A 16755-nucleotide genomic window follows, 5' to 3' on the forward strand; every position below is an offset into this window, starting at 1 on the left:
AGGCTGCCGCGACGACGCCGCTCCCCGCGCAATCATCGATCCACGGCCTAGGGTTCAGACTCAATCATAGCCAGAATGCGACGAGTGTTGCGAGTGCGACAGCGGACAGGAAGTTCCTGGCGAGTTTGTCGTAGCGGGTTGCGACGCGGCGGAAGTCTTTCAGGCGGCAGAAGGCGTTTTTGATGAGATGGCGGCTCTTGTAACGCTTGGCGTCGTAGCGGAGCTTACGTTTGCGATTTGAGCGGCCTGAGATCACACGGCGGTCATCGACGCGCCGCGCGCCACCCTTGTTCCTCGGCAACAACGGCTCGATTACCGCCCATTGCTCATCGAAAAGCCAAAACAAGCGATCTCCAAACCTCCAATCCCGTGATTGGAAGCCTTGATTCTGATTTGCTACATCAAATCAACCAGATCAATGGGTTTTGACCCTAGTCGCTTTGATTGTTTTGGTTCAATTGAATCGCGTATTGGCGACTACCTGTCGGTCGTGCGCTCGGTGACCTCGCACCTGTCCGGGTTGCGGGCGTTCTTGCGGCACTTGTCCATCGCGACCTTATCGGCGCGGGCCTGCGTACGCTCGCCGACGCTCCAGCCGCAGCCCCTCATGCCGGTAATGGAGAAGGCACGGCCCTTCGCAAAGGCCGAATATTTTACCTGCTTGTACTTCATGCGGAAGCGCTTGAGACTGAAGGTGCAGCCGTAAAGGGCGCGCTGGGTCGGGTCGACGCCCGGAAAGTCGGGGTCGTTCCAAGATTTGGCAGAGGACGAATTCTGCGCCATGGCGCTGCCCGTCGAAATCGGCGTCATGAACGGCCCGCAGGCAACGACAAGTGCCGCAATGACGAGCGTCGGGATGGTCCTTGATGTCTGCTTCATGGAAGTCTCTTGTGAATTCAATGATATGAATGGAAGAGAGTTTCAATGCAAACGGCCCTGCAAGTAAAGCGGGAAAATGAGCCGCATTCAGTCAGGCGAGACGGTCCAAGGCCCTTGCCGGCCTGAAAGTCGCCTTTGCAGGCTGAAAGGGGGGGGCGGGCGCTTCGTGCGCCCACACGCCTTAGCGCCCCGGGCGACCGCTCTTTTTCGGGCGGCCGCGGCGCTGGCGCTCTTCCGCTGGGTCTTCGTAGGAACCGGCGCCGATCTTGCCGCGGACGACCGGCTTGACGTCGTCTTCGGGGGAACTGCCCGGCTTCTTCGGCAGCGCGCCCTTGGACAACGGCACCTCGGTGCGTCCGACGGTCATCTCGTCCAGCGTGTTCTTCCGCACTTTCGAAGCGCTCGGCATGTTGGCGCTGGCGCCGTATTTCTTCTCGCCCCGGAAACCGCCGCTGCGATCCTCCACCGCTGACTGGCGGGCCAGCGGATCGTCGGCCAGCGCCAGCTCCGTCTCCTGCAGCCGCTTGATCTCGTCGCGCAGGCGCGCCGCGGTTTCGAACTCCAGGTCCGCGGCGGCCTCGCGCATCTTCTTCTCGAGGTCCTCGATATGCGCCTTGAGATTGTGGCCGACCAGGTTGCCGCTCTCGGCGAAGCCGGCATCGACCGTGACGTGATCCTGCTCGTAGACTGACTGCAGGATATCGCCGATGGACCGGCGCACGGTCTCCGGCGTGATGCCGTGTTCGGCGTTGTAGGCCTCCTGCTTCTCGCGACGACGGTTGGTCTCCGCAATTGCTCGTTCCATCGAGCCGGTCATCCGGTCGGCATAGAGCACGACCCGGCCGTCGACGTTTCGCGCCGCGCGGCCGATGGTCTGGACCAGCGAGGTCTCGGAGCGCAGGAAGCCTTCCTTGTCCGCGTCGAGAATGGCGACCAGCCCGCATTCGGGAATGTCGAGGCCCTCGCGCAGCAGGTTGATGCCGACCAGCACGTCGAAGGCGCCGAGCCGCAGGTCGCGGATGATCTCGATGCGCTCCAGCGTGTCGATGTCGGAATGCATGTAGCGCACGCGCACGCCGTTCTCGTGCAGGTATTCGGTGAGGTCCTCGGCCATCCGCTTGGTCAGCACGGTGACGAGCGTGCGATAGCCCTTGGCCGCCACCGCGCGCACCTCGCCCAGGAGGTCGTCGACCTGTGAGGAGGCAGGACGGATGTCGATCTGCGGATCGACGAGGCCGGTCGGACGAATGACCTGCTCGGCGAAGACGCCGCCGGATTCCTCCATCTCCCAGGAGCCGGGCGTCGCCGACACGCAGACCGTCTGCGGCCGCATCGCGTCCCATTCCTCGAAGCGCAGCGGCCGGTTGTCCATGCAGGAGGGCAGGCGGAAACCGTATTCCGCCAGCGTCGCCTTGCGGCGGAAGTCGCCGCGATACATCGCGCCGATCTGCGGAATGGTGACGTGGCTCTCGTCGGCGAAGACCAGCGCGTTGTCCGGCAGGTATTCGAACAGCGTCGGCGGCGGCTCGCCGGGATTGCGCCCCGTCAGGTAGCGCGAATAGTTCTCGATGCCGGCGCAGGAGCCGGTCGCCTCGAGCATCTCCAGGTCGAACAGCGTGCGCTGCTCCAGCCGCTGCGCTTCCAGTAGCCGGCCATGCGCGTTCAGCTCTTCCAGCCGATGCACCAGCTCCGATTTGATCGACTTGACCGCCTGCGCCAGCGTCGGCTTCGGCGTCACATAGTGCGAGTTGGCGTAGATCTTGACGCTTTTCATCTCCGCCGACTTCTGCCCCGTCAGCGGGTCGAACTCGGTGATCGCCTCGATCTCGTCGCCAAACATCGAGATGCGCCAGGCCCGGTCTTCATAGTGAGCCGGGAAGATCTCGACCGTGTCGCCGCGCACCCGGAACGTGCCGCGCTGGAAGGCCGCGTCGTTGCGCTTGTATTGCAGCGCCACCAGATCGGCGAGCAGCTGGCGCTGGTCCATCCGCTCGCCCACCTCGATGGCGAAGGTCATCGCCGTATAGGTCTCGACCGAGCCGATACCGTAGATGCAGGACACCGAGGCGACGATGATCACGTCGTCGCGCTCCAGCAGCGCCCGGGTGGCCGAGTGGCGCATCCGGTCGATCTGCTCGTTCACCGAGCTTTCCTTCTCGATATAGGTGTCGGTGCGCGGGACGTAGGCTTCCGGCTGGTAGTAGTCGTAGTAGGAAACGAAATACTCGACCGCGTTGTCCGGGAAGAACGACTTGAATTCGCCGTAGAGCTGCGCGGCCAGCGTCTTGTTCGGCGCCAGAATCAGCGCCGGGCGCTGGGTGCGGGAGATCACCTGAGCCATCGTGTAGGTCTTGCCCGAGCCGGTGACGCCGAGCAGCACCTGCGTCTTGTCCTGGTTCTCCAGGCCTTCGACCAGATCGGCAATGGCGGTGGGCTGGTCGCCGCGCGGCTCGTATTCGGAGACGAGCTTGATCGGGATGCCGCCCTCGGACTTGGCCGGCCGCTCAGGGCGGTGCGGCACCCAGGCGACACCGTTCTTGTGCAGCGGGTTGCCGGAGGTGATCAGGTCGGTGAGCGCCTGCACGGTGGCGGTGTGCCCGGTGGTGCCGTCCGACATTTCCGGCGCCGGCTTCTTGCCTTTGCGCGCCTTCTTCGTCTCCGCCACCTGCTTGGCCAGCAGCGCCTCGGCTTCCTCCAGGCTCATGTCCAGCCCGGCGACGGGGTTGAGTCCGCCGGCCGCGCGCTCGCGCGGATTGCTGCTCGAGCCCATGGAGGTGCCGCGCGCCGAGCGTGCCGGCTTGGCCTGTTTCGCGGCGGGGCGCTCCTTGCTCTTCTCAGCCGGCGCCGGTTCGTCCTCGGTCAGCTGCCGCGCCCAGTCCGAAACCGGACCTGTCAGCGGCGCGCCCTCGAAGGCGGCCTGCGGCGCTTCGCCGAAGCCTTGCGGCGCGGCATCGTCTCGCGCGTCTTCGGCGCGGGCCTTGCCGGAGGAAGACGCGGAAGAGGGAGAGGAGGAAGTGGGTCGCTTGGCCATGGCGGCAATATGGTCCCAAAGCCGCGTTTGGGAAACCCCGTGTTCCGGCTTTGTCCGCCGGAAACCCGCACCATGCTGACACAACGGTGTCAGGAGCGCGGAGCGGCTGGGGGAGATCTCAGCGCTTGGGCGCGGTCAGCGAGACCATGGCACCTTGCGGGTCGAGGCAATTGATGATCCAGGAGCCGCCGGGCACCTCTATCGGGCCGTTGACCACCTGGCCGCCAGCGGCCTTGATCCGCTCGGCGGCCGCGTCGATCGCCTCGACGTTGATATAGTAGTTCCAGAAGGGCATCGGCATGTGGGGCATCTTGGTCATGATGCCGCCGGTGCTGCGGCCGTCGACAGCGAAGCACTGGTAGGTGCCCATGGCGCCCATGTCGACCGCCATGTCCTTCTCCCAGCCGAACATTTTTGAGTAGAAGGCGAAGGCCGAGTCGCCGTCGCCGGCATAGAGCTCGCTCCAACTGAATGTGCCTGGCGAGCCGGCGGGGGGCGCTGGCGGCATCGAGCCGTCCATTGGGTTGGGCTTGAACAGGCAGACTACCGCACCCTGCGGATCCGCCAGGACGGCAAAGCGGCCGATATTGGGGATGTTCTGAGGCTCGACGATGACCGATCCGCCTTCGGCGGTGAAGGCGCGCGCCTTGGCGTCGATATCCTCGACCGCGATATAGCCCGACCAGTTCGGCGGCACCTTGCGGTCGAGCATTTCCTGGGTGAGCTGTATCATGCCCGCCACGCCCATGTCGAAGCCGGGGACCTTGAACAGGATGTAGTCGAACCCGGCGGCGCCGGTGACCTCGGCTTCCCAGCCCGCTACCGCGCCGTAGAAGGCCTTGGCGGCTTCGATGTCGGTGGTCAGCAGCTCGTACCAGACGAAATTGCCCTGCATCGTCCTGTCCTCCGTCGTTCGAGTCGGGCTTGTTGTGCTCCTTAATTAGGTTGATATCAACATTGATGTGTCGCGACAAGGCCTGCCCTCACGGCCGGTTTGCATGTCACGGTTCACTGCCGTTCATTGTCCCTCCCTATTGTGTCCGTCATTGTGGCCGAGGTTCATGTCCGGCCAGACGAGGTCGCGCACGCGCGCCTTCAGGACCTTCGCTTCCGGAAAGCCGCCATCGGCCTTGCGGTCCCAGACGGTCGCCCCGTCGCAGGTGATAGTGAAGGTTCCGCCGGTGCCGGGCACCAGCGTCACGGAGCCGACCTCCTCGGAGAAGGTCGAGAGCAGTTCCTGCGCCATCCATGCGGCACGCAGCATCCAGTTGCACTGGCGGCAATAGGTGATCGTCAGGGCGGGCTTTGGCGTGTCGGTCATATGTGTCCGGTGAGGTTCAGGGATGGGAGAGGGGCGGCGGGATAGGCTCCGCCGGCTCGTGCGGCGGTCCCTTTGGCCGCGGCTCTGGCTGGCGCAATTATCGCTCTGGGCGAAGCGGGAGCAAGCCCGACCTGTCCGGAACTGTCCCACAACTGGAGCGGCGCGCGCCCTTCAGCCTTCCAGATCCCGCTTCAGCCAGGCGAGGAAGTCGCGGATCGCCGCCTCGTCGCGGCGGCAATAGGACCATTTTCCCTGCCGCCGGACGGTGAGGAACCCCGCCTGCCGCAACAGGTCGAGATGCCGGCTGGCGGTCGGCTGGGCGATCCCTAGAGCCTCCGCGATCAGCGTCATGCAGACGCCGAAAGCGACCGGATCCGCCGAAGCCTGACCGGAGAAATGCGCCGCCGGATCCTGCAACAGGCGCAGGATCGTCATGCGCACGTCGCTGGAAATCGCCCGCAACTGGGCCTCGCGCAAGGCATCTGCCGGGGCAGGGGTTGCATCATTCATGCGCCTTATCATATAGTCATTTCGCTAAATGTAAATATGATGCAATGACCAGGGAGGGCCGGTTGATGCGTCTCGATCTGCCGAACACCACCATCGTCGATGGCTCCGCGATCCGCTGGGGACGTGCGGGCGAGGGGCCGCCGCTCGTCGCCATCCACGGCACGCCGTTCTCGTCTCAGGTCTGGCGGCGCATCGTGCCGCATCTGGCGCCGCATTGGACGGTGTACTGGTTCGACCTTGCCGGCTATGGCCGCTCGGAGATGCGCGAGGGACAGGATGTCTCGCTCGGCGTGCAGAACCTGGTTCTCGCCGCGCTTCTGCAGGAGTGGGGGCTGGAGCGGCCGCATGTGCTGGCCCATGATTTCGGCGGCGCGACGGCTCTGCGCGGACACTTTCTCGACGGACTTTCCTACGCCTCTCTGACCATCTTCGATGCGGTGGCGCTGGCCCCCTGGGGTTCGCCCTTCGTCCGTCATGTGCGCCAGCACGAGGCCGCCTTTGCCGGCATGCCGGCCTACATGCACGAGGCGCTCGTCGCCGCCTATCTGCAGACCTCGGCCCACCGGGGGCTCTATGAGGAGGCGATGCGCATCTATGCAGAACCCTGGACGGGAGAGCGGGGCCAGCCGGCCTTCTACCGGCAGATCGCCCAGATGGACCAGTGCTACACCGACGAGGTGGAGAGCCTCTATCGTCCGCTCGACTGCCCCGTCACGGTGCTGTGGGGCGAAGAGGACGGCTGGATCCCGCTGGACAAGGGGCGCGACCTTGCCGGGCGCATCTCCGACCGGCCTCTGGTCGTGATACCCGAGGCCGGCCATCTGGTGCAGGAGGACTGTCCGGAAGCCATCGTTGCGGCGATGCTGCGACAGCTGCCGGCCGCCTGACGCGCGTCAGGCCTCGTCTTCGTCGAGATGCAGCGCCGTGCCGTTCATGCAATAGCGCAAGCCCGTCGGCGGCGGGCCGTCCGGAAAGACGTGACCGAGATGGCCGTCGCAGGTACCGCAGCGCACTTCCGTGCGCACCATGAAATGCGAGCGATCCTCGTATTCGCGCACCGCGTCCGGCGTCACCGGCTCGAAGAAGCTCGGCCAGCCGCAGCCTGCGTCGAACTTGGTGTCGGAGCGGAAGAGGGGCGTGCCGCATCCCGCGCAGGAATAGAGCCCGCCGCGAAACACATTCCAGTAAGGGCCGGTGAAGGGGCGCTCGGTGCCGGCCCTTCGCAGCACATGAAACTGTTCCGGTGTCAGTTCGGCCTGCCACTCCTCGTCGCTCTTCTCGAGTTTCTTGTGCTCTGTCGCGTTCGACATGTGCGGACTCCGTTAATGAAGTGACAACCCCGACAAGCAGAAATAGGAACCGCCAGCCCCTGCGACAATAGGCTTTGTGATCGGGTCCGAAAACTGTAAGGCCCCGGCCCTAAATCGCTTGCCCGGCCTGTTGTGCTGGTTATATGTGAGGCAAATCTTCATGAACACTGGCGTAGCATGGGCTGATTCGTCAGATCACCCGGCTGTTGGGCCCGTTTCATATCTTTGGGGAGGAACATGTCGATCACAGGCCCTGAGGCGACCTTCGCCGCCGTCCTCGCTCCCTTCGCCGCGGCGGCGATTGCTCCTTTCGCGACGCGATTGCTGGGAGCCAATGCGGCCTGGCCGCTGGCTGTCGTGCCGGCGGCGATCTTCCTGTTCTTCGCCGGCCTCGTGCCGGAGGTCGCAGGCGGCGCCAGTTTCACCCCCGCCGTCGACTGGGTGCCGGCCTATGGCGTCAGCTTCTCCTTCTATGTCGATGGCCTGTCGACGCTTTTCGCCCTGCTGATCTCAGGCATCGGCACGTTCATCATCCTGTATGCCGGCGGTTATCTGAAGGGCCATCCGCATCAGGGCCGCTTTCTCTCCTTCCTGTTCCTGTTCATGGGCGCGATGCTCGGCCTGGTGCTCGGCAACGACCTGATCACGCTGTTCATCTTCTGGGAACTGACCTCCATCACCTCCTTCCTGCTGATCGGTTTCGATCATCTGCGCGCCGCCTCGCGCCGTGCTGCGCTGCAGGCGCTGGTGGTGACGGGCGGCGGCGGCCTGCTGCTGCTGGCCGGTTTCCTGATGATCATCGCGCTGACCGGCGTTTCCGACATGGCCACGCTGGTTGCCGGCGGCGATATCCTGCGCGAGCAGGCGCTCTATCCGCTGGTGCTGCTGCTGGTGCTGGGCGGTGCCTTCACCAAGTCGGCGCAGTTCCCGTTCCATTTCTGGCTGCCCAATGCCATGGAGGCGCCGACCCCGGTCTCCGCCTTCCTGCACTCGGCGACCATGGTCAAGGCCGGCGTCTACCTCCTGATGCGCATGCATCCGGTGCTCGGCGATACGGCGATGTGGACGACGATCCTGCCGATCTTCGGCGGAACCACGCTGCTGGTCGGCACGCTGCTCGCCGTGCGCCAGACCGACCTGAAGCTGATGCTCGCCTACACCACCGTCGCCTCGCTCGGCCTGCTGGTCATGCTGACCGGCACCAGCTGGGACAAGGCGATCGAGGGTGCGGTGCTCTACCTGCTCGCCCACTCGCTGTTCAAGGGCGCACTGTTCATGGTCGCCGGCACGATCGACCACGAGGCCGGCACCCGCGACGTGACGAAGCTCGGCGGCCTGCGCAGCGCCATGCCGATCACCTTTGCCGCCGCCTGCCTTGCGGCGCTGTCCATGTCGGGCCTGCCGCCCTTCGTCGGCTTCATCGCCAAGGAATACCTGTATGCCGGCACCTGGGGTGCGACCGGCGCGCATCAGGCGGTTACCGCCGTTGCGGTGATCGGCAACGCCCTCATGCTGGTGATCGCCGCTGCCGTGGCGCTGAAGCCGTTCCTCGGGCCGAAGGTCGAGACCCCCAAGCATGCGCATGAAGGGCCGGTCCTGCTCTTCGCGGGGCCCGTGGCGCTGTCGCTGGCCGGTCTTGCTGCGGCCGTGATGGCGCATGCGACCGGCGTCTACTTCATCTCGCCGGTGGTGTCCTCCGTGCTCGGCACGGCAACCGAGGTCGAGGTCCACCTCATCCCCGGCTATATCGGCGCGGCGCTCATCCTGTCACTGGTGACCGTCGCGCTGGGCATCGTCTTCTATCTCAAGCTCGACACGCTGCGCGCCGCCATGGCCCGCACGCTCGCTGCGATCGGCTGGGGCCCGGACAAGGGCTTCGATCAGGTGATCGCCGGCATCGTGTCCTTCTCCGGCGGGTTCACGCGGATCGTCCAGGGCGGGCGGATGGACGTCTACATGACGCTCACCTTCCTGGTCACTGCGCTGGCCCTCCTGGTGCCGCTTACGCTGACCGGCAACTGGCCTTCGGTCGCGTCGATGCCGGACTTCCGCTTCTACGAATGGGGCATTCTGGCGATCGCCGCGAGCGGCCTGGTCGCGGTTCTGGTGGCCAAAACCCGCCTGACCGCCATCGTCTCGCTCGGCATCCAGGGCTTTGCGGTCGCCGTCATCTTCATGCTGTTCGGCGCGCCCGACTTGTCGTTCACCCAGTTCATGGTCGAGACCCTGTCGGTGGTGATCCTGGCCCTGGTGATGACGCGCCTGAACCTGCGCCCGCGGGACCATCGGCCGATGGTGCCCAGGATCGTGCAGGGTGCCATTGCCCTCGGCGTCGGCGTCGGTCTGGCCGGTCTATTGATGCGGATCACCGAGCTGTCCTTCGATCGGTCCTTGTCGGACTTCTTCGAGGCCTACAGCCGCACCATCGCCCACGGGCGCAACATCGTGAACGTGATCCTCGTCGACTTCCGCGGCTTCGACACGTTCGGTGAGATCGCCGTGGTCATGCTCGCCGGCCTGTGCGTGCTGGCCCTGATCCGGGTGCGACCGAAACACGCGCGGGAGGAGGCGCTCGACCGCGCCGCCGGTGACGAGGCGCTGCAGAAGAGCGGGGAGGCACGCCTGTGAAGACGGTCATCTTCCGCACCATTGCTCCCTATCTGGCGGCGCTGATGGTGCTTTTCTCCATATTCGTGCTGTTGCGGGGCCACAATGAGCCCGGCGGCGGCTTCATCGGCGGGCTGATCGCCGCCTCGGCCTTTGCGATCTACGGCATTGCCTGCGGCGTCGCTGCCGTGCGCCGGGCCATCACGTTCCACCCGATGAGCATCTCCGCCTCCGGCCTCTTCCTCGCCGGTCTGTCGGGCCTGCCCTCGCTGTTCACGGGCCAGCCCTTCATGACCAGCCAGTGGTGGTATGTCCACATGCTCGGCGTCGAGGTGCCGCTGTCCACGCCGCTGTTCTTCGACATCGGTGTCTATCTCGTGGTCGTCGGCTCGATCTCCTCGATTGCCCTGGCCCTCGAAGAACGGGAGAGCGACTGATGGAAGCCGCCTTTGCCATCCTTATCGGCTTGTTCTTCACGGTTGCAGTCTATCTGCTGATGTCGCGTCAGCTGGTGCGCGTGCTGCTTGGCATCGCCATCCTCGGCAATGCGGTGAACTTGTTGATCTTTACCTCCGGCCGCTTGCTGCGCGAAGTGCCGCCGGTCATCCCGGAGGCCCTCCAGGTTCCGGAGGGAACGATCGCCAATCCGCTGCCCCAGGCGCTGATCCTGACGGCGATCGTGATCTCCTTCTCCTTCTTCGCCTTCCTGCTGGTGCTGTCCTTCCGCGCCTACCAGGAACTCGGCACCGACGACGCGGTCGAAATGCGCGTCGCCGAGCCGACCGGTGAAACCGCCCCGCCGCAGGGATACTGAGCATGGCCGCTTCCGACTACTCCGTTGATATTTCGCAGGCCATGCGGATGGATGCGGTCCCGCCGGGCGACTGGCTGATGATCGCGCCGCTGGTGATCACCATTCTCGGCGGCGCGCTCTGCCTGATGACGCGCAAGAACACTGCCTCCCAGCCGAAGATCGCGATCATCTTCCTGACGCTGCTGGTCCTTGCCTGCGCAGGCTTGCTCGCCCGCGTTCTCGACAAGGGCGTGCTGACCATGGTCGCCGGCAACTGGCTGCCACCCTTCGGCATCGCCTTCACCGTGGACGCGATGGGAGCGACGCTTGCGCTGACTTCGTCGATCGTTGCGCTCGCCGCGGCTGTCTTCGGCATCAACGATATCGACAGTTCCGGGCGGCGCTACGGCTTCTATCCGTTCCTGCTGCTGATGATGACCGGCGTCTGCGGCGCCTTCCTGACCGGCGACATCTTCAACCTCTATGTCTGGTTCGAGGTGCTGCTGATCTCGTCCTTCGGGCTCCTGGTGCTCGGCAACGAGCGCGCCCAGCTGGACGGTGCGGTCAAGTATGCCCTGCTGAACATCATCGCAACGACGCTGTTCCTGATCGCCACGGGCCTTCTGTACGGCATTCTCGGCACGCTCAACATGGCCGACATCGCCCGCAAGGCGGCGGCCGGCGGCGTCGATGGCCCGCTTATGACGGTCGCGGTGCTCTACTTCCTGGCCTTCGCCATGAAGGCGGCCGCCTTCCCGGTCAATTTTTGGCTGCCGGCCTCCTACCACACGCCGCGCATCGTCGTGGCGGCGGTCTTCGCCGGCCTTCTGACCAAGGTCGGTGTCTATGCGCTGCTGCGCATTTTCGGTCTGCTGCTGCCGGATGCCCGGCTCATGCTGGCGGACCTGATCGCCGTGGTCGCCATCGCCACCATGCTGACCGGCGTGATCGGCGCGCTGGCCCAGACCGACCTACGCCGCCTGCTCGGCTACCTTGTCATCTCCGGCATCGGGTCCATGCTGGCGGGGCTTGCCATGGGAACCGGCCCGGCCATGGCAGGCGCGATCTTCTATGCCGTCCATTCGATCCTGGTGATGACCGCGCTCTACATGACTGCGGGTGTCATGCGGGCACTCGGGGGCTCCTATTCGCTGCGCGAGCTGGGAGGACTTTACCGGGCGAGCCCGCTGCTCGGGGCCGTGTTCCTGATGCTTGCCTTCGCCGTTTCCGGCCTGCCGCCGTTCTCCGGCTTCTGGCCCAAGGTCCTGCTGGTCGACGCGGCGCTGCGCGACGGGCACGGCTGGATCGCCGGCGCGATCCTGCTCACCGGCCTGCTGACGACCATCGCTGTCGGCCGGGTGTGGATCTACGCCTTCTGGCGCGGCGGTGCGGAGGGTACGGCCGACGGCCAGCTCACCGCCTCGCTCGTCGTTCCGCGTGAGGTTGGCGGTGCGGCCGTGTGGCTGCCCATCGCCCTGCTGCTCGGCTTGGTGGTGGTGATCGGCCTGCAGCCCGAGTTCATGATGCAGGTGGCGCAGCGCGGCGCCACGACCCTTGTCGAGCCGCTCGGCTACCTGCGGTCCGTCTTCGGAGACATCGTCCAATGACCGGCCTTTTCCTCATCAACATTCTGCTGGCTCTCGCCTGGGGTGCCGTGACCGGCAGCTTTGCCGAGGTCAACCTGTTCTTCGGCTTCGTGCTCGGCATGATGGCGCTTTACATCATCCGGGAGCAGGTCGGGTCCGACCGGTACTTGCGCCGCTTCTGGCAGATCGGCACGCTGGCGCTGCTGTTCATCTATGAGCTGGTGCTGTCCGCGCTGCGCGTCGCCGCCATCGTGCTGCGGCCCAAGATCGACCTGAAGCCGGGCATCATCGCCTATCCGCTCACCGTGGACCGGGATTTCGAGATCACCATGCTCGCAAACCTGATCACGCTGACGCCCGGAACCCTGTCCGTCGACGTCTCCGACGACCGCCGCACGCTTTATGTCCATTGCATCGATGTGCCGGACAAGCAGGCGACCATCGACGACATCAAGAACGGTTTCGAACGCAAGATCCTGGAGGCCTTCCGATGAGCGGCCTTGGCAATTTCTCTTCCGACTTCCTGGACGTCTGCGTCAGCATCTCGCTTGCGATCCTGACCGTGTCCTTCGTCCTGATCGTGCTGCGCATCGTCAAGGGACCGACCTTGCCGGACCGGGTGGTGGCGCTCGACATGCTGGTCGCCGTCGGCATCGGCTTCATCGCCGCCATCGGCGTGCAGACCGATTACTACCTCTATGTCGATATCGCGATCGCACTCGGCCTTGTCGGCTTCCTGGCGACCGTCGCTTTCGCACGGTTCGTGCTGAACCGGGGCCTTGCCAAGGATCCGACGATCGTCGACGAGATCCGCGATGTCCGGACCAAGACCGCGCAAGGGGAGGCGGGCCGATGACCCCGGTTTATGAGATTGCCGTCGGCGTCGTCCTCGTTGTCGGCTCGATCTTTTCCCTGATCGCCACCATCGGCCTGCTGCGGCTGAAGGACGTCTACATGCGCATGCATGCCGGTTCGAAGGCCGGCACGCTCGGCTCCGGCCTGATGCTGATCGCGCTGGCTGTCCATGCCGGCGAGGTCGATGTGCTGACCCGTGCGCTGGCCGGTGTGGTGTTCTTCCTGCTGACGGCTCCCGTCGCCGCGCATCTGCTGGCCAAGGCCGCCTACCAGGCCGGTTACAAGCCCTGTGCCGATACGCATATCGATGAGATGGCGGACGACCGCAAATGACGTTACGGCCCGCGCCGCTCTACCGGCGCGGGCTTTTTCTTGGCAGGGCAACTGCCCAGATTTCGCCTTTATATTCGGGATCTGCTTTTCGTGTTTTTGCGAATTCTAAACCGGCCTTGGCAATCGTTTGGCATTTGGGCCAAGCTACATGGGTTTCATTGAAAAATTTCTCTTGTGGTCGCCATTTTGTCGATATATACGACACTCATGGGTTTCGGTCGGCAGAATCGAAGTCAGATATTATCTCGCGTCAGTATCCCAACAGTACGCTGAGCTTGTCTGGTCGTAATTTTTGTCGGTCTATTTCGCAAAGTCCCGAATAAACTGATGGGTGGAATAATGACTGATACGGTCGCCGACGACAATCTTATCGACCTGACCGCCGACATCGTCTCGGCCTATGTCTCCAACAACACTGTCGCTTCGTCCGACCTCGCCGGTCTGATCAACGAGGTGTACGGTGCCCTCCAGCGCACCAGCGGTTCGACCGTAGAGCCGGAGCCGGAGCCGCTTCGCCCGGCCGTGCCGGTGAAGAAGTCGGTGACCCCCGACTACATCATCTGTCTTGAGGACGGAAAGAAGTTCAAGTCGCTGAAGCGCCACCTGCGCACGCATTACGACATGTCGCCGGAAGAGTACCGCGAGAAGTGGGGTCTGCCGACCGACTATCCGATGGTGGCGCCGAACTATGCGGCTGCCCGTTCGGAACTGGCGAAGAAGATGGGCCTCGGCCAGCAGCGCAAGCGCGGCAAGTAAGCCCGATCCGGGAGCTTCGAGCGGCTGCAGGGCCGTGCCGAAGGTTCCAGCGATCAAGGTCTTCGGAAGTTCAGACCGCTGCGGAGCAATCCGCGGCGGTCTTTCTTTTTTGAAACTGTCTGCAGAGAAGAAGGCAGGGGCGCTCAGCCGCTTTGCGGCAGCAACCAGCCGCCCGCGATCCGTACCGGAACCGTGTCGCCGGGGGCGACCTTCCGGGCAAGATGCAGGACCAGCGGCTCGTCGATACCGGGCAACTCGGCAGTGGCCTCGAAGAATCCGCCGCGATAGCTCGCATGCAGGATCGTCGCGCTCAGCGCGCCGTCGCCGGCCTCGGCCCGGATGTCTTCCGGGCGCAGCATCACCTTGCCGGCTCCCGGGCGCGCATCGGCGGGTGCGCGCACCTCGAGCACCTGGCCGCCCGCTCGCACCCGTGCCGTACCGTTTTCCGCCGCTTCCACGCTCACCTTTGTCAGGGCCGAACGGCCGATGAAGCGGGCGACCCGCTCGCCGGCGGGGCGCAGATATACTGTCTCGGGACTTGCGGCCTGCAATAGCCGTCCTTCCCAGAGGATCGCGATGCGGTCGGCCAGTGCCATTGCCTCGCGCTGGTCGTGCGTGATGTAGAGCGTCGTCGCGCCCGTCTGGCGGTGGAACAGTGCGAGTTCCTCCTCCATCGACTGGCGCAGGTGCGGATCGAGATTGGCCAGCGGTTCGTCCATCAAGATGGTGCCGGCCTGCTGGGCAAGGCAGCGGGCGAGGGCGACGCGCTGGCGCTGGCCGCCCGACAGCGAGGCGGGCTTGCGCGCGGCGAAAGCCGACAGGCCCACCTTGTCGAGGCTGGTCTCCACCCGCGCCTTTCGCTCGCTGGTGGCAAGGCCGGCGCTCTCCACCGGAAAGGCGACGTTGTCGCGCACGCTCATATGCGGCCACAGCGCGTAGGACTGGAACACCACGCCGACATTGCGCGCTTCCGGCGGCACATGGCGGGAGGCAGAGGCGACCGTCTCGCCGCCGATGGCGATCTCGCCGCCGTCGGGTGTCTCAAGGCCGGCGATCAGCCGCAGCAAGGTGGACTTGCCGCAGCCGGACGGTCCCAGAATGGCGAAGAAGCTGCCTGCCTCCACGTCCAGCGTGATGTCGGAAACGGCCGTCTGCGGGCCGAAGCGCTTGGTCAGCGCGCGAAGGGAAACCGACATGGGGCTCCGGTGCTGTGCTCAGGGAAGGAGGGCGGCGTGGCGATCTGCTTAACCGTGCAGGCGCCCGCCCGCAAGCGCGCCCCATCGCATGCTTGTGTGAGGATTGCGTGACAGCGTGCCGCCTTGCGGCTCACTTTTGCGGCGCCGGCCGCTCCGTGCCCCAGTTGGAATAGATGCGCGAGCGCCGCGTCTCCTCTTCCTGGCCGTAGCGATTGATCGCCTCGCAGCCCTTTTCAAGCAGCACCACCTCGGCGGCGAGCTTCTTCCAGGCGACATTGGCGTCCCACACCTTGTTGTGCGAGGGCGTTTCGATCTCCAGCGCGTCGATGGCGTTGCGGTAGGAGACGAGACGGTAGCGCAGCGCCTGGCTGGCCCAGTCGATATAGCGGCGGTTCTCCCAGACCCGCGCCTGCGCGCCAGCCAGTTCTTCCTTGGTGGAGATGTCGCGGCGGCCGAGTGCGCGCAGCCGCTCCTCGTCGGCGGCCATCACCCGCGTCGCCACTTCGCAGAAGGGCGGCACCAGCGCCGCATCGGCCAGGGCATCGGCGGCCACCTTGTCGTAGCGCACCTCGCTGGAGCGGTACTTGTCCGAGCGCAGATAGGAATAGTAGCGGTCGGGATCGAGCTTGTTGGCGGTCTCCGGCAGGATCCGTGTGCGGATCAGCTCGGTGCGCGTGCCCTCGATCCAGTCTTCGCTCGCCGGCGGGCGGATCAGCGTCCAGCCGCGGTCGCGCAGCTCGCGTTCGTCGTCCGTGAGGTTGAAGCGCGACATCGGTTCGCCGCGCGCCACCGCCAGCTCCGAGCCGACCTGCGGCATCAGGCGGTCGTGGATGATCGACGGGGCAGGGCGACCGAAATCGCCCGTCGGCCGCTGGCAGGCGCCAAGCACGAGAAGGGACAGGCTGGCCGAGGCAAGCAGCAGCGTACGCCAAGACGCAGGGCGCACTGCGTTCTGTCGCCTCGCGGACCCCGGCTTCCTTGCCGTGGCCGCTAGCACTGTCGGACGGCGGATCGTCACGCTTTGCTCTTTCCCGTCGTGGCCTGCACGCCCCGGACGGGGCGGGCGGTCCGGCTCAGTGAGCCTTGCCGGGATCTCGCTCCGGACCCGGATGCCCAAGGCTATCCTGTTTGCGCCCGATTCGCGCGCCGATATCAAGCGCTTCGACGTCGTCGTGGCGCTCGATCCTCACGCCAGGAAAGATGACGATTTCGGCCGAGACATGGCGGCCGCGCGGCATGGCCCGACGGGCGAGGCGCCCCGACCGATAGCCGCAATGAAAGTTCAGCACGGTGCCCATAGCATCCTCCATGAGCCAACCCGGTGCGCATTGGCGCTCCGGCCCCAGACCCCTGGCAGGTCACGCGAAACCAACTGCCGTAAGGTTAGTAGGAGCGAGTCAGGGTTAACAACTCGCTAACGCTTTTCTGGCAGTTTTACGCAGTTCGCTACCGGAAGGTTCATCTCGTAAAGGACCGATGGCGGCGGGCGCGTGTAAATGCGTAGCGCAGGCAGTCCCGGCCCGTGTCCAGTTCTTTCGACGTTTCAGCCAAGTCCTTGTCCCCTGGCGCTGTCCCCGA

General features: G+C 65.1%; 17 protein-coding genes and 3 pseudogenes. 9 read left to right on the forward strand and 11 right to left on the reverse strand.

Going from position 1 to position 16755, the window contains the following annotated elements:
* Positions 1–64: 64 nt before the first annotated feature.
* The 7 genes and pseudogenes from H7H34_RS23280 to H7H34_RS07130 form a co-directional block, all read right to left on the reverse strand.
* Positions 65–256, reverse strand: a pseudogene (locus H7H34_RS23280) (IS5/IS1182 family transposase); the annotation flags it as partial.
* A pseudogene (locus tag H7H34_RS23705) lies at positions 245–346 on the reverse strand (IS5/IS1182 family transposase); the annotation flags it as partial. The pseudogenes H7H34_RS23280 and H7H34_RS23705, both read right to left, overlap by 12 nt.
* 131 nt (positions 347–477) lie before the next feature.
* Positions 478–879: a hypothetical protein gene (locus tag H7H34_RS07110; RefSeq protein WP_185924726.1), complete on the reverse strand. Its 402-nt coding sequence runs from the start codon at positions 877–879 to the stop codon at positions 478–480.
* A 339-nt stretch (positions 880–1218) separates the two neighbouring features.
* Positions 1219–3910: pseudogene (uvrB, locus tag H7H34_RS07115) on the reverse strand (excinuclease ABC subunit UvrB); the annotation flags it as partial.
* 118 nt (positions 3911–4028) lie between these two features.
* Positions 4029–4805, reverse strand: coding sequence for a VOC family protein (locus H7H34_RS07120; RefSeq protein ID WP_185924728.1), 777 nt, complete (start codon positions 4803–4805; stop codon positions 4029–4031).
* 123 nt (positions 4806–4928) lie between these two features.
* Positions 4929–5231 (reverse strand): Rdx family protein, encoded by a 303-nt coding sequence (locus H7H34_RS07125; RefSeq protein WP_185924729.1) that lies wholly within the window; start codon positions 5229–5231, stop codon positions 4929–4931.
* Positions 5232–5402: 171 nt separating this feature from the next.
* Positions 5403–5741, reverse strand: a complete 339-nt coding sequence (locus H7H34_RS07130; RefSeq protein ID WP_185924730.1) for an ArsR/SmtB family transcription factor — start codon at positions 5739–5741, stop codon at positions 5403–5405.
* A 65-nt stretch (positions 5742–5806) separates the two neighbouring features.
* Between H7H34_RS07130 and H7H34_RS07135 the strand changes: the two genes are divergently transcribed.
* Complete coding sequence (locus H7H34_RS07135; RefSeq protein ID WP_185924731.1) at positions 5807–6628, forward strand: alpha/beta fold hydrolase; 822 nt, start codon at positions 5807–5809, stop codon at positions 6626–6628.
* Positions 6629–6634: 6 nt separating this feature from the next.
* Here H7H34_RS07135 and msrB read toward each other — a convergent pair whose 3' ends face one another.
* On the reverse strand, positions 6635–7051 hold the full coding sequence (gene msrB, locus H7H34_RS07140; protein WP_067338948.1) for a peptide-methionine (R)-S-oxide reductase MsrB: 417 nt from the start codon (positions 7049–7051) through the stop codon (positions 6635–6637).
* A gap of 237 nt (positions 7052–7288) precedes the next feature.
* On the opposite strand from msrB, the gene H7H34_RS07145 reads away from it, so the two are divergent.
* The 8 genes from H7H34_RS07145 to H7H34_RS07180 all read left to right on the forward strand — a co-directional run bounded on the left by H7H34_RS07145 (position 7289) and on the right by H7H34_RS07180 (position 13981).
* Positions 7289–9679: a putative monovalent cation/H+ antiporter subunit A gene (locus H7H34_RS07145; protein WP_120269091.1), complete on the forward strand. Its 2391-nt coding sequence runs from the start codon at positions 7289–7291 to the stop codon at positions 9677–9679.
* Positions 9676–10095 (forward strand): Na+/H+ antiporter subunit B, encoded by a 420-nt coding sequence (locus H7H34_RS07150; protein ID WP_120269092.1) that lies wholly within the window; start codon positions 9676–9678, stop codon positions 10093–10095. Before H7H34_RS07145 ends, H7H34_RS07150 begins: the two co-directional genes overlap by 4 nt.
* Complete coding sequence (locus H7H34_RS07155) at positions 10095–10472, forward strand: Na+/H+ antiporter subunit C (protein WP_185924732.1); 378 nt, start codon at positions 10095–10097, stop codon at positions 10470–10472. The genes H7H34_RS07150 and H7H34_RS07155 overlap by 1 nt, the downstream gene beginning before the upstream one ends.
* Before the next feature lie 2 nt (positions 10473–10474).
* Positions 10475–12058 (forward strand): Na+/H+ antiporter subunit D, encoded by a 1584-nt coding sequence (locus H7H34_RS07160; RefSeq protein WP_185924733.1) that lies wholly within the window; start codon positions 10475–10477, stop codon positions 12056–12058.
* A complete protein-coding gene (locus tag H7H34_RS07165) occupies positions 12055–12531 on the forward strand; it encodes a Na+/H+ antiporter subunit E (protein WP_067221908.1) in 477 nt (158 codons plus the stop codon). Before H7H34_RS07160 ends, H7H34_RS07165 begins: the two co-directional genes overlap by 4 nt.
* Positions 12528–12893: a cation:proton antiporter gene (locus H7H34_RS07170; RefSeq protein WP_120269096.1), complete on the forward strand. Its 366-nt coding sequence runs from the start codon at positions 12528–12530 to the stop codon at positions 12891–12893. The genes H7H34_RS07165 and H7H34_RS07170 overlap by 4 nt, the downstream gene beginning before the upstream one ends.
* The gene (gene mnhG, locus H7H34_RS07175; RefSeq protein WP_120269097.1) at positions 12890–13225 is read left to right on the forward strand and encodes a monovalent cation/H(+) antiporter subunit G; all 336 of its coding nucleotides are present in this window, start codon (positions 12890–12892) and stop codon (positions 13223–13225) included. Before H7H34_RS07170 ends, mnhG begins: the two co-directional genes overlap by 4 nt.
* A 339-nt stretch (positions 13226–13564) precedes the next feature.
* Positions 13565–13981, forward strand: a complete 417-nt coding sequence (locus H7H34_RS07180) for a Ros/MucR family transcriptional regulator (RefSeq protein ID WP_120269098.1) — start codon at positions 13565–13567, stop codon at positions 13979–13981.
* Between the two features lie 143 nt (positions 13982–14124).
* Here the strand turns inward: H7H34_RS07180 and H7H34_RS07185 are convergent, their stop codons facing one another.
* The 3 genes from H7H34_RS07185 to H7H34_RS07195 form a co-directional block, all read right to left on the reverse strand.
* On the reverse strand, positions 14125–15177 hold the full coding sequence (locus H7H34_RS07185) for an ABC transporter ATP-binding protein (RefSeq protein ID WP_185924734.1): 1053 nt from the start codon (positions 15175–15177) through the stop codon (positions 14125–14127).
* A gap of 130 nt (positions 15178–15307) precedes the next feature.
* Positions 15308–16123: a hypothetical protein gene (locus H7H34_RS07190; RefSeq protein ID WP_209006170.1), complete on the reverse strand. Its 816-nt coding sequence runs from the start codon at positions 16121–16123 to the stop codon at positions 15308–15310.
* Positions 16124–16250: 127 nt separating this feature from the next.
* Complete coding sequence (locus tag H7H34_RS07195) at positions 16251–16475, reverse strand: hypothetical protein (RefSeq protein WP_120269100.1); 225 nt, start codon at positions 16473–16475, stop codon at positions 16251–16253.
* Positions 16476–16755: the final 280 nt, after the last annotated feature.

Source organism: Stappia sp. 28M-7, from assembly GCF_014252955.1.
GTDB lineage: Bacteria > Pseudomonadota > Alphaproteobacteria > Rhizobiales > Stappiaceae > Stappia.